At 39.0% G+C, this 12,132-nt stretch carries 10 protein-coding genes; 4 read left to right on the plus strand and 6 right to left on the minus strand.

Annotation, left to right across the window (positions count from 1 at the left end; translation table 11 throughout):
* Positions 1–2 precede the first annotated feature (2 nt).
* The 4 genes from pheT to rpsT all read right to left on the minus strand — a co-directional run bounded on the left by pheT (position 3) and on the right by rpsT (position 4,399).
* On the minus strand, positions 3–2,420 hold the full coding sequence (gene pheT / locus JMN32_RS16110) for a phenylalanine--tRNA ligase subunit beta (RefSeq protein WP_202857380.1): 2,418 nt from the start codon (positions 2,418–2,420) through the stop codon (positions 3–5).
* Positions 2,421–2,621: 201 nt separating this feature from the next.
* Positions 2,622–3,227 carry a DUF1684 domain-containing protein gene (locus JMN32_RS16115; protein ID WP_202857381.1) on the minus strand — a complete coding sequence of 202 codons (606 nt, stop codon included), beginning with the start codon at positions 3,225–3,227 and terminating at the stop codon, positions 2,622–2,624.
* Positions 3,228–3,230: 3 nt separating this feature from the next.
* Positions 3,231–3,929: a RadC family protein gene (radC, locus tag JMN32_RS16120; RefSeq protein ID WP_202857382.1), complete on the minus strand. Its 699-nt coding sequence runs from the start codon at positions 3,927–3,929 to the stop codon at positions 3,231–3,233.
* A 218-nt stretch (positions 3,930–4,147) separates the two neighbouring features.
* Positions 4,148–4,399 carry a 30S ribosomal protein S20 gene (gene rpsT, locus JMN32_RS16125; protein ID WP_202857383.1) on the minus strand — a complete coding sequence of 84 codons (252 nt, stop codon included), beginning with the start codon at positions 4,397–4,399 and terminating at the stop codon, positions 4,148–4,150.
* A gap of 134 nt (positions 4,400–4,533) precedes the next feature.
* Between rpsT and JMN32_RS16130 the strand changes: the two genes are divergently transcribed.
* Positions 4,534–5,508: a zinc dependent phospholipase C family protein gene (locus tag JMN32_RS16130; RefSeq protein ID WP_238354506.1), complete on the plus strand. Its 975-nt coding sequence runs from the start codon at positions 4,534–4,536 to the stop codon at positions 5,506–5,508.
* Positions 5,509–5,549: 41 nt separating this feature from the next.
* Here JMN32_RS16130 and JMN32_RS16135 read toward each other — a convergent pair whose 3' ends face one another.
* Complete coding sequence (locus JMN32_RS16135; protein WP_202857384.1) at positions 5,550–6,578, minus strand: SRPBCC family protein; 1,029 nt, start codon at positions 6,576–6,578, stop codon at positions 5,550–5,552.
* Between the two features lie 129 nt (positions 6,579–6,707).
* Here JMN32_RS16135 and JMN32_RS16140 point away from each other — a divergent pair, with 129 nt between their 5' ends.
* Together JMN32_RS16140 and JMN32_RS16145 are read left to right on the plus strand one after the other, a co-directional pair.
* Positions 6,708–7,163 carry a DUF4199 domain-containing protein gene (locus tag JMN32_RS16140; protein WP_202857385.1) on the plus strand — a complete coding sequence of 152 codons (456 nt, stop codon included), beginning with the start codon at positions 6,708–6,710 and terminating at the stop codon, positions 7,161–7,163.
* A 65-nt stretch (positions 7,164–7,228) separates the two neighbouring features.
* Positions 7,229–9,103: an ABC-F family ATP-binding cassette domain-containing protein gene (locus tag JMN32_RS16145; protein ID WP_202857386.1), complete on the plus strand. Its 1,875-nt coding sequence runs from the start codon at positions 7,229–7,231 to the stop codon at positions 9,101–9,103.
* Here the strand turns inward: JMN32_RS16145 and JMN32_RS16150 are convergent, their stop codons facing one another.
* Positions 9,104–10,573 (minus strand): S8 family serine peptidase, encoded by a 1,470-nt coding sequence (locus JMN32_RS16150; RefSeq protein WP_202857387.1) that lies wholly within the window; start codon positions 10,571–10,573, stop codon positions 9,104–9,106.
* Positions 10,574–10,752: 179 nt separating this feature from the next.
* Here JMN32_RS16150 and JMN32_RS16155 point away from each other — a divergent pair, with 179 nt between their 5' ends.
* Entirely contained in the window at positions 10,753–12,042 is a 1,290-nt protein-coding gene (locus JMN32_RS16155) for an aminopeptidase P N-terminal domain-containing protein (RefSeq protein ID WP_202857388.1), read from the plus strand.
* Positions 12,043–12,132 lie beyond the last annotated feature (90 nt).

A 12,132-nucleotide genomic window follows, 5' to 3' on the forward strand; every position in this document is an offset into this window, starting at 1 on the left:
AGTTACTTCCTGATTATTGCACCAAGGTCGCTTTCAAAAGAAGACATTAATTTAGTCATTGTTTTGTCGATAACCTTATCGGTTAAGGTCTTTTCTTTATCCTGAAGGATGAAGCTTATGGCATAAGCTTTCTTATCTTTATCAATATTCTCTCCTTCATAAACGTCAAACACATTGATAGAACGTAAAAAGCGTTGCCCATTGTTTTGAGCAATTTTTCGGATTTCTTCGAAGTTTACTTTTTTGTCAATAACCAATGAAAGGTCTCTCCTCACTTCAGGGAATTTAGACACTTCTTCATATACTATATTATTATTTGTCTTCTTCAAAAGCAAGTCCCAATCGATATCTGCATAAAATATTTCTTGCTTAAGCCCTGTTTTCTTCGTTAAAGCTGCATTTACTTTTCCCATTTTCACGAGTTCTTTGTCGGTGAGAAGCATTTTCAGACCATAATCAAAGGGGAAATCGTGAGTGACATCATTTTTTAATTCTTTGCTAAGTAACCTGCTGACCACAAGGTTTACAATATGTGAAAGGTCATGAAAAGCTACTTTTCTCGTTTTGTTGATCCAGTTTTCATTTTCAATGTGTCCTGTCATATAAATGGCAAGCCTATTGTTTTCTATATAGTCACCTTCCTTAATTGAGTAAGTTTTTCCAAATTCAAAAAGGCGCAGGTTGGTTTGCCTTCTATTGATGTTATGCAAAGCAACCTCAAGGCCTGAATACAACATGCTTTGCCTCATTACACCCAAGTCTTCGCTCAGTTTGTTGAGTATAACTACGCTATGCTTCTCATCCAGGTCAGCAGCTTGCTCCGCATATGACGGTTTGGTGAGCGAATTAGTCATAACTTCGTAAAAGCCGTTGCTCACCAATAGTTCTGTAATTGACTTTTGAGTTTTGTTCCTGTCTTTAGCAGGAAAGTCTGCGAGATAATCACTCTTTACAAATTCAGGTAGCTCTACGTTATTGAAACCATAAATTCTCAATATTTCTTCGATAACGTCAGCCTCTCTTTGTACGTCAACACGATATGGTGGAACTGAAGCTATGAATGACTCATCTGACTCCTTTTGAATTTTTATATCGAGTAGGTTAAGAACCTCAAATACCCTGTCTTTTTCAATATGTTTTCCGATGAGCCTGTCAATATTTTTGAACTTAACAGGGACTTCGAAGTTTTTGATTTTTTCTGGGTAAAGGTCTATAATTTCTGAACTGATCGACCCTCCAGCTAATTCTTTTATCAGTGTAGCAGCTCTTTTTAGTGCATAAACTGTTATTTCCGGGTCGGTACCTCTTTCGTACCGGAATGAAGCATCAGTTTTGAGTTGGTGATGTTGTGCTGTTTTTCGTACGTAATCTGGTGAGAAGTAGGCGCTTTCGAGGAATACGTTCCTGGTGCTATCCTTAACTCCTGATTTTGTGCCTCCAAACACACCTGCGATACACATGCCTTCACTTTCTCCATTGCAGATCATTAGGTCAGTACTAAGTAGCTTTCTTTCCTTTTCGTCGAGTGTAGTGAAAGTGGTTTCCTGAGGTAATGTTTTTACTATTACTTTTTTACCCTTAACCTCATCCGCATCAAAAGCATGAAGAGGTTGACCTATTTCATGAAGCACAAAATTCGTGGCATCAACTACATTGTTAATAGGGGTAATACCAATTGCTTCTAATCTTTGCTTTAACCAGGAGGGAGACTCTTCTACCTGCACTCCACTAATGGTTATACCTGAGTAGCGAGGGCAGGCTTCAGTATTTTCGACGATGACCTCAATGGTATTGTCGGTGTTGTCAATTTTGAAATCATCCACCTTTGGCCAAAGAACTGCCGTGTTTAAGGCAGCTTTTAAGTCTCTGGCGACTCCAATATGAGAAGCTGCATCGGCCCTGTTGGGAGTCAAGCCTATTTCTATAACAATATCGTCAGTAAGATTGAAGTACTTCGCAGCAGGTGTTCCATTTGGAAGATCTGTATCAAGTACCATGATACCATCGTGGCTTTTTCCAAGTCCAATTTCATCTTCAGCGCAAATCATACCTTCGGATACTTCTCCTCTGATTTTAGCTTTTTTTATTTTAAAAGACTCATGCCCTTCAGGGTAAAGTGTAGCGCCAACCGTAGCCACAACTACTTTCTGACCTTGTGCTACATTTGGAGCTCCACAAACAATTGGAGAAGGGTTGTCGCCGCCTATATCAACAGTAGTAACGGATAGCTTATCGGCATTGGGATGCTTTGTGCAGGTTAGTACTTCGCCAATAACCAAGCCCTTTAAGCCACCTTTTACCTGTTCGAAATTTTCCAGCCCCTCCACTTCTAATCCGGTGTCTGTTAATAGTTTGCTGATTTCCTCAGGTGACTGATTTATGTTTACATAATCTTTAAGCCAGTTTAAAGATATCTTCATATGTATTTCTTTATTTTTTATCCTACATGCAGCGAGTTACTCCCTGTTACTCTTAGCTTTTTCTTACTGAAAGGGCAAAATTAAACATTTCCTGCTTTTAAGGATGGTGAAAGCCAACTTTTTGCAATGTGCTGTTTATGAACCTCTGAAGTGTCTGTTAGATTGTGTTATACCATACTTTACCATATCAGTATCATTGAGCTAGTGGTCATAATTCTTTTCACCAGCCAAAATAGCTACATCCAGAAGGTTTTCCCGAGGAGGTAATGGACAGCTATATTCACTGCTGTATGCGCAGTAAGGGTTATATGCCATGTTAAAGTCAAGCAAAATACTGTTGCCGCTATCATGTGATATGTCCAGGTATCTTCCAGCTCCATAGGTCTCATCGGCACTGGTGGCGTCTCCGAAAGCCAAGAAAAGCAGGTTTTCCTGGACATTTTCCAAAATGAGTAGTTTTTGTTGCTGACCATCAAGGGTGAATGTGGCATAGCCGTATTCCAAATACTCTTGCTGCTGATTGTCGCTAGTTGCTAGTTTGCGGATTTTTTTATCTTCTATAGGGTCAAATCGTGCTTTTATTTTGTACCTAAGGTCAGGCTCAAAGTATGTTAATCCCTTGTATTCAACACTATTTTGACTAAATGGAGATTCACTGTTGTTTCGCATGAAACTATCCTGCTCTTCTCTCTCTTGCAGGATTTTTTTATGGTATTCTTCGGGAGACTCTTCACCTTGTAAGGTGTAAATGATAATTGTCAGAATAATAATAAAAGCGCTGCCGTAAATGATCTTATTTCTGCTCATAATCTAAAGCATATTTTCGTCTGCAAAGCTAAAGTAGCTATTATCAGTGAAAATGAGATGATCCAGAACTGGGATTTCTAGTAAATCTCCGGCAGTTTTCATTTTTCTTGTAAGGTTTATGTCTGCCTTACTAGGTTTTAGATTTCCGGAAGGATGATTGTGAATCAATATGATGGAACAGGCAAGCTCCTCCAGTGCAGATTTGAATATGATTTTTGGGTCGGCCACTGTTCCTGCTACTCCACCACTGCTTATGAGTTGCTTTTTAATTACAGTATTGCTTCTGTTGAGCAAAAGGGTCCAGAATTCTTCGTGCTTCATATCTAGCAGTTCCGCCTTGATAACCTCGTATACGTCTTCTGAGCAGGTTATCTTAGGCTTTTTGATGCTTTGGGAGTCTTTCCTTCGACGGCCAAGCTCCATGGCGCTGACTATACTAATGGCTTTGGCTTCACCAATACCTTTGAACTTCATCAATTCCTTAACGGATAGCTTGGCAAGGTTGTTTAAGTCATTTCCTATGTGATTGAGTATTGCCTTGGCTACGTCGACAGCACTCATGGAAGGGGTGCCTGAGCCTATGAGAATTCCTATGAGTTCTGCATCTGACAGTGCGGATTTACTTTTTAAAAGCAGTTTTTCTCTGGGACGGTCTTCTTCTGCCCAGCTTTTTATGTTTAAATATTCTTTGGTCTTGCTCATCACTGGAAATTAATAAAAGCGAAGAAGAATTATTTTTAAGTCAAGGGCTACAAAATAGTTCTTCAAGCTAAAATTAATGGAGAAATACCCTGGCATAATGGGGATGGCAAGGGGCTGATTTATCAGGCTTTGAGATGCTGAGGATGCATCTTTTTAATTACATATAATAAAAAAGCCTTACTCTTAAAAGTAAGGCCTTTAAGATTTTAAAGTCTTATTTATAGGCTGTTTACCAACTTAGTCAATTTAGACTTGTTATTGGCAGCTTTATTTCTGTGTATAATGTTCTTCTTTGCTAGTTTATCTAGCATCGACGTTACTGTTTTCAGTAATTCCTGCGCCTCTGCTTTATCAGTAGTATTTCTCAGTCTCTTTACAAAAGTTCTTGTTGTTTTGTGCTGATACTTGTTTCTTAATCTTTTGGCATTATTAGATCTTATTCTCTTTAACGCTGATTTGTGATTTGCCATATCTGATATTTATTCGACTTCTCTTTAATTTGGTCTGCAAAGGTAATGCTAAATCTTATATTTGCAAAACCTAAATTATGAATATTTTCTTCCGCAAATGTATTTAACTTTAATCAAATACTAATTACTTCATTTTGAAAAAAATTGTTCTGTCCATTCTGGGACTTGTTTTAGTCTTTTCTACGGCTGCGTCTATTTGGGGGTTTTATGCACATCAGCAGATTAACAGGATAGCTGTTTTTACTCTGCCTATTGAAATGATTGGTTTTTATAAGCATCATATTCAGTACATTACGGAAAATGCTGTTAATCCGGACAAGCGAAGATATGCGGTGGAAGGTGAGGCGCCACGTCATTTTATTGATATAGATGTATACGGTGACAGTGCTATATACAAAATGCCAAGATATTGGAAAGATGCTGTTGAGAAATATACAGAGGATACTCTTGTTGTTTATGGAGTAGTGCCATGGCATGTTAATCAGATGAGGTATAGACTTACAGATGCGATGAGGATTGGCGATGTCAAAGCCATTTTGGTGCTTTCATCTGATTTGGGGCATTATATTGCCGATGCCAATGTCCCCTTACATACTACAAAGAACTATAATGGACAATTGACAGGACAGCACGGTATCCATGGGTTATGGGAGTCGAGATTACCGGAGTTGTTTTCTGCTAAATATGACTTCTTTGTGGGTAAAGCCAGGTATATTGATAACCCTCAATTGGAAATATGGCAGGGGGCAGTGCGGGCGCATGAAGCACTGGATTCTGTGCTATACTTCGAAAAGGAGCTGACTCGAATCATAGAAAGCGATAAAAAATATGCTTTTGAGACCAGGGGTAGGAATACGGTGCAGGTATACTCTCGTGATTTTTCAAAAAAGTATCATGAAATGCTCAATGGCATGGTAGAGCGGCAAATGCGGAGGGCCATAGAAATGGTAGGTAGTTTTTGGTATACCTGCTGGATAGATGCAGGGCAGCCTGACCTGGATAAGTTCAGAAGTTTTCAGTTTAGTGATGAAGAGCTTAAGAAACGAAAAATTGAGCTTGAGGAATGGAAAAAGAAGAAGATTGAGTCAAGACAGCACGAAAATAATTAACTCCCGTAGGTATATTAATGTACCTACGGGAGTTAATTGCTTCATTTTTCTTCTAAAGGATAATAAACTTCAGTGATCCATTGGGCTGTGTCACTGACCTTTTCTGGATCAGTTATATAAACTTCGTAAGGGTATCCGGCTATTTTCAGGTCCTTATTTTTTATATACTTACTTACCTTTTCATGGGCGAGGTGCAATTTGTCATAGTTTCCTTTATGTGTTGCTTTGACCGCTTTGCCTCCTGGTGTCTCTCCAATTGTTATGGACTCGTGTTCTATGATTGTGCCCTTCGGTACAGGAAGACCACAGATTATCACCATATTGTTTTCATCAAATGATTTGTAAACTGCCAGTGGAGCACCCGACATTTTAAGGCTGGAGGTTTCTGCCTCCTGCATAAGTTGTTCATACAAAGTTCCCATAGTTGAGCTTATGGCCTCCATATTAGATGGGGCCAAGGAGGCTTCCAGGCCTATATACGTTACGGGTTTCACATCTACAACTGAAACCATTATGTCTTCAGTCTCTGTTGGTTTTGATTCTATATAGGTTTTAAGGCTGGATAATCCTTGTTCATAATCAGGACCCAACATGGTTTCCAAATCAAAGAATATTCCAAAAACCGGAGCTATGCCATGCAATTCTTCCTCGTAAGTCCAGGTTACCTTTGAGGTACCATCTCCAACATCTTCAATAATAAGACGGGCATTAGGTTCTCCTGGGTAGTCGCCAAATGCCATCCTGCTATTTACCATTTTATTTTCTTCATTCTCAACAATCCACATTGAGCCGCTGCCAACTTCTTTGTGTTCACTTACCCAACTCATTTTGGTGCCAATGCCTGTTTCAGGCCCATCATAATTATACTTCGTATTCGGGTCTTTGGTGAACCATGGAGACCATTTGTTGAAATTTTTATAACTATTAAGTTCATTATATATCGCTGCGGGGCTTTCATTGATTACTATTGAACGTTCTAAATAATATTTGTCTGGCCCAGACAAGTATAATATTATACCGATCAGAATAAGTATACCCATTAGTACGCCTATAACTTTTAATGCTTTCATAGTTGTGTTGGTTTAGTATGTTATAGAAGTAATTTAGGAAAAAGGTCAGAAAAATAAACCATGTTGGGTTCTACTTTCAGATGAATTGGTTTTTTAGTAAATTGATATACCATCAAAACTCAACCTGTTATGGAATCCAAATCATCAGCAAAGCTCCATATTTCTGAGAAGTATGGGCTGTTAATTGCGTTAGGGCTGATTGTTTTCTTTTTCGTTATGAGGCTCTTTGGCTTGTTGTATGTGGTTGAATTACGAGTAATGAATATCGCTATAATGGTTGCCGGTATTCTTACGGCAATCAAAACACTTAAGAGAAAATCGCCTGAAGAATTCACCTATTTTAAGGGTATGGGTACAGGTGTACTGACTGGTATAATCGGTTCTATTTTATTCGGGCTGTTCGTATTTTTTTATGTATCCTTTGTTGATACCGATCTAATGTTAAACATTGTAGAAAACGAGCCTATGGGGAGGTTTATGAATCCATACATAGTTTCGGTGATAATCGTAGTGGAAGGGATCGCCTCTGCGTTGTTGGTTTCTTTTGTTACTATGAATTATATGGATCCAACCAAGCTTGAGTGAGAAGATGAAATAAACTTTAGTTGCTCATTCCAAATAGCAGGGCAATTTACATTAGCTTTGCATCTATGAATTATTTATCAGTAGACAAACTTTCGAAATCCTATGGAGCGAGAGTACTTTTTAAGAACATTTCATTTGGTATAGATCAAGGACAAAAGGTTGCCTTGGTAGGGGTGAATGGTAGTGGAAAATCTACGCTGTTAAAAATATTGGCAGGGTTAGATGCTCCGGATACGGGAGAGGTTGTTTTGGCGAACGACATTAAGCTAACTTACTTAGGACAGCAGCCTGATTTTGAGTTTACTCAAACAGTTCTTGAAGCGGTTCTTGATAGTACAGATGAGTTGCCTCTATTGGTGAAGCAATATGAAGAATGTCTTCTGAAGAGTGAGACTAACCCCGATGCAGCTGATAAGATTACTTCGCTTATCTCAAGAATGGATGAGTTGGATGCCTGGAACTATGAAGGGCAGGTGAAGGAAATATTGGGGAAACTTGGTATATCTGATTACCAACAGAAAGTTGGGCAGCTATCCGGAGGGCAGAAGAAGCGGGTTGGTCTGGCCAAAACGCTGATTGAAAAACCGGACCTGGTTATTCTGGATGAGCCTACAAACCACCTTGACCTTGATGCTATTGAGTGGTTGGAAGAGTACCTTTCTCAAAGTCAGATGGCGATCATTATGGTGACGCATGACAGGTACTTTCTGGAAAGTGTAACTAATGAAATCATAGAGCTGGATCAAAATCAGATTTTCAAGTATTCTGGTAATTATTCTTATTTTCTTGAAAAAAAATCAGAAAGAGAAGAACTGCAACTTAGTGAAAAAGAGAAAGCTAAAAACCTATATAACAAGGAACTGGAATGGATTAGGAGACAGCCAAAGGCTAGAGGCACCAAGGCTAAGTACAGAATAGATGCCTTTAAGGATGTTAAAGAAAAGGCGCACCAAAACTTTGAAAATCAAAAACTGGAGCTTGATGTGAAGACAAGGAGGCAGGGAGGCAAGGTACTGGAGATGGAAGCTATATCCAAAGGCTTTGGAGAAAAGCAGCTTTTTGAAAATTTCAGTTATACCTTTAAGAAAGGAGAGAGACTTGGTATAGTAGGTAAAAATGGTACAGGTAAATCTACATTTCTTAATATACTAACAGGGCAGACAAAACCGGATGCAGGTGAAGTCTCAAAAGGAGAGACAACGGTTATGGGGTACTACCAGCAAAAGGAACCGGAATTTAAGCCTGGTATGAAGGTTATTGAGGTAGTACAGGAAATAGCTGAAGTGATTACCTTATCTGATGGTAAAACAGTAAGTGCTTCCAAGTTCTTGACATTGTTTAACTTTTCGCCGCCTGCTCAGCATGATTATGTAGATAATCTTAGTGGTGGAGAGAAAAGAAGATTGCAGTTACTTTGTGTATTGGTCAAAAATCCAAACTTCCTGATTCTGGATGAGCCAACCAATGATCTTGATCTGATTACCTTGAGAACACTTGAGGATTTTTTGAGCCAGTTTCAAGGGTGTCTGGTAATCGTTTCTCACGATAGGTATTTCATGGATCGCCTGGTAGAGCACCTGTTTGTATTTGATGAGGGAAGGGAGATAAAAGATTTTACGGGCAACTATACTGTTTATAGAGAGTGGCTAAAGGAGCAAGAGGTTTCAAAACCGGAATCTAAAAAAGAAGAGTCCCCAAAAAATGAGAAGGTGAAAGATGATAGCAAGCGCAAAATGACGTATAAGGAAAAGCGTGAGTTTGAATCTCTTGAAGGAGAACTAGAAGAGTTATCAGGTAAGAAAAAGGAGTTGTTGGGCATGATAAACTCTGGAGAGCAAGACCATACTAAGCTTATGGAATGGGGTGAAGAGCTAAAGAAAATTGAGGAAGCCATTGATGCAAAAGAGCTACGATGGCTAGAACTATCAGAAATGGAGTAACTATAACCACTTTATTTCAATTACCTTCTCAGGTGAGGCCACTGTTGAGAATTTAGCATTGTCTGCTTTCTGTACTACTAGCTTGTTTCTTTTGGGGTTAGCTATTTCTTGTGATATAACCTGTGTTCTATCCTTTTTATGAAATATAACCGTATTCATACCAGTAATATCAAGTTCAATAGAGTTTGATGAGGTGGATACTTCTTCATGAGACTGTATTACTTTCTGTTGATTGAGGATGTGTAGTATTTTTCTTGCATCAGGCACGCCATACCCCAGATAATTGTTAGGGTAGGGATACAAATGAGAAGCTCTTTTGATGGTTTCTATAACTTCTTTGTTGTTCAAACCTGGGTATTTTTGGATGACTAAGGCTATTAATCCGGTAATCACAGGAGCGGAGAAGGAGGTGCCACGACCGGAGAAACAGGCGATTTCCGGTTTTACATATGGTAAACCCTCAGGGCCAACTGAACTGTACCTTTGCCTTTTCCAATGTAGAAAGCCAGTGGCTCCCACGGCAAGAATGCCTTCAGCATCAGCAGGGATAGAGATTACACCAAAGTCATTTCCCCCATCATTACCAGCTGCGATCACCAAAATCATATTCTTTTCCCTTGCTGCGATGGTTGCAGCTTGTGTAATAGCAGATGATCCATCAATGTCTTCTGGGAGGTAGTTTTCCTTCGGATTGTCATATCCTGTGGAGTAACCTAATGATGAGTTGATTAGTCTTACGCCCTGATCATGCATCCATTCTAAAGCTGCGATCCAATAGTCCTCTTCTCCTCTGTATTCTTTATCCCCTTGATCAGTTCTGGCAAGGTAATACGTTGATTTAGTAGCTAATCCGTAATATTTATTAGATGCTTTGCCGTGCCCGCCTATCAGTTTCCAAACTTTGGTGCCATGATCATCATCATACTTTCTTGTACCAATGAAAGGGTTTTGAACATTTTCTTCAATAAAATTATGATATGAAGAAGAACTAAAGTTCTTGGATAGGCCAGATAGGGTCTCTTCTTTATCGGCATCTAGAAAGCCTCCATCTATTATCCCAATTTTTACGCCTTGCCCATGTAATCCCAGTTTAATTAATGTATCTGCGTTGAGTTGCTGCAGGGCGTAAACCTGGTCTGCTTCAGTGCCGGAAAAGTGGGAGTGAACTTTTAGCTGGGTGTTGACAGCCTGAATTTTGTCTACAAAGTCGAGGCTTTGGAGTAAGGGTATTTGATGGTTTTCTGTTATTATGCTTACCGCGTTTAGCCATTTTGACTGGTGAATGATATGGAAATCAAGGGAATAGAGGCTGTCGAGATAATTTTTATTGAGGGGATGGTCATAAAAATCTGTTTCGGAAGGAGCTATTGTGGTCATTTTGTCTTTAAAATATATCCAGTATTTTTGTTGAGCCCCTGCTTCGAGCACCAAAAGCAGTATAAGAATTATGTGAAGGTGGAATTTCCTCATTAAAATAAAACTACGTTTTTTTAGGTTTAAAGTAAAGGTTCAATAAACCATTGTTGTTAAGAGGAAATCTCGAAATGAAATGTGAAATTCAGGTATCTCTAATACTTACTCAGGTAGGGTGAGAAAATCAGGGTGAAAAATGAAGTAAATTCCACGTAACAATTAAAAACAGACTACCCATGAAATATACTCCTTTAGGAAAAGAGCTTTATATAGAAAATAGGAAAAGGTTGGTGAATGAAATGAGGACGAATGCTATTGCAATTTTTAACTCTAATGATATCATGCCTACCAATGCTGATGGGACCATGCCGTTTAGGCAAAATAATGACCTGTATTATTTGTCAGGTATCGATCAGGAAGAGAGTATATTAATTTTATGCCCGGATTTTCACGACAAAAGGCTTCGTGAAATCCTTTTTCTGAAGGAAACCAATGAAAATATAGCCATTTGGGAGGGACACAAATACACTAAGGAGGAGGCTGCAGAAACCTCTGGGGTAGAGAGAATATTTTGGCTGTCTCAATTTGAAGGGGTGTTTAATACACTAATGGCTGAAGTAGAACATGTATACTTGAATACCAATGAGCACATAAGAGCTGATGCAGCTGTTGAAACAAGGGATGCACGCTTCGGGAATTGGTGTCGGGGTAAATACCCTTTACACAAATATGAACGGTCTGCTCCTATTATGCACAAACTAAGGGCAATAAAGTCTGAGAAGGAGATTGAAGCGATGCAAGTGGCATGTGATATCACTGAAAAAGGATTCAGGCGTGTGCTCCAGTTTGTAAAGCCTGGAGTAATGGAGTATGAAGTAGAAGCTGAATATATCCATGAGTTTGTGAGGAACCGTTCACGTGGATTTGCTTATATCCCCATTGTTGCTTCTGGTTTTAATGCTTGCGTGCTACACTATATTGAGAATAGTAAAGAGTGCAAGGCTGGGGATGTTCTTTTGATGGATGTGGGTGCTGAGTATGCTAACTATAATGCTGATATGACCCGTGCCATTCCTGTAAGCGGTAAGTTTACCAAACGACAAAAGGACGTTTACAATGCTGTGCTTCGTGTAAAAAGAGAAGCCATGAAAATGCTTAAGCCCGGAAATGTTATTCCGGAATACCAGAAAGAGGTAGGCAAGATTATGGAAAGTGAATTGCTAGGACTTAAGCTTTTGGATAAAGCTGATATCAAAAAGCAAAGTCCTGATAACCCGGCGTACAAGAAGTATTTTATGCATGGTACTTCACACCATATAGGGCTAGATGTGCATGATGTTGGTAACATTTATAGAGAAATGCAGCCGGGGATGGTTTTTACAGTTGAGCCAGGTATATACATTAGGGAAGAAAACCTTGGTATAAGACTTGAAAATGATGTTGTCATTACTGAAGATGGACTAAATGATCTGATGGGGAATATCCCAATTGAGGCTGAAGAGATTGAAGATCTGATGAATAGCTAAATGCATCTGATATTCAATTCTAAAATAGTACATTTGAATACATAAATCTGACCGTTCAGGTAATAGAGAAGTGTAAATTGAGTATTTATG

The organism is Fulvivirga marina, from assembly GCF_016775155.1.
GTDB classification, from domain to species: domain Bacteria; phylum Bacteroidota; class Bacteroidia; order Cytophagales; family Cyclobacteriaceae; genus Fulvivirga; species Fulvivirga marina.

Excerpts from the sequence above, each read along its gene's own strand:
- pheT (WP_202857380.1), bottom strand. The coding sequence starts at position 2,420 with ATGAAGATATCTTTAAACTGGCTTAAAGATTATGTAAACATAAATCAG.
- JMN32_RS16115 (WP_202857381.1), bottom strand. The coding sequence starts at position 3,227 with ATGAGCAGAAATAAGATCATTTACGGCAGCGCTTTTATTATTATTCTG.
- radC (WP_202857382.1), bottom strand. The coding sequence starts at position 3,929 with ATGAGCAAGACCAAAGAATATTTAAACATAAAAAGCTGGGCAGAAGAA.
- rpsT (WP_202857383.1), bottom strand. The coding sequence starts at position 4,399 with ATGGCAAATCACAAATCAGCGTTAAAGAGAATAAGATCTAATAATGCC.
- JMN32_RS16135 (WP_202857384.1), bottom strand. The coding sequence starts at position 6,578 with ATGAAAGCATTAAAAGTTATAGGCGTACTAATGGGTATACTTATTCTG.
- JMN32_RS16140 (WP_202857385.1), top strand. The coding sequence starts at position 6,708 with ATGGAATCCAAATCATCAGCAAAGCTCCATATTTCTGAGAAGTATGGG.
- JMN32_RS16145 (WP_202857386.1), top strand. The coding sequence starts at position 7,229 with ATGAATTATTTATCAGTAGACAAACTTTCGAAATCCTATGGAGCGAGA.
- JMN32_RS16150 (WP_202857387.1), bottom strand. The coding sequence starts at position 10,573 with ATGAGGAAATTCCACCTTCACATAATTCTTATACTGCTTTTGGTGCTC.
- JMN32_RS16155 (WP_202857388.1), top strand. The coding sequence starts at position 10,753 with ATGAAATATACTCCTTTAGGAAAAGAGCTTTATATAGAAAATAGGAAA.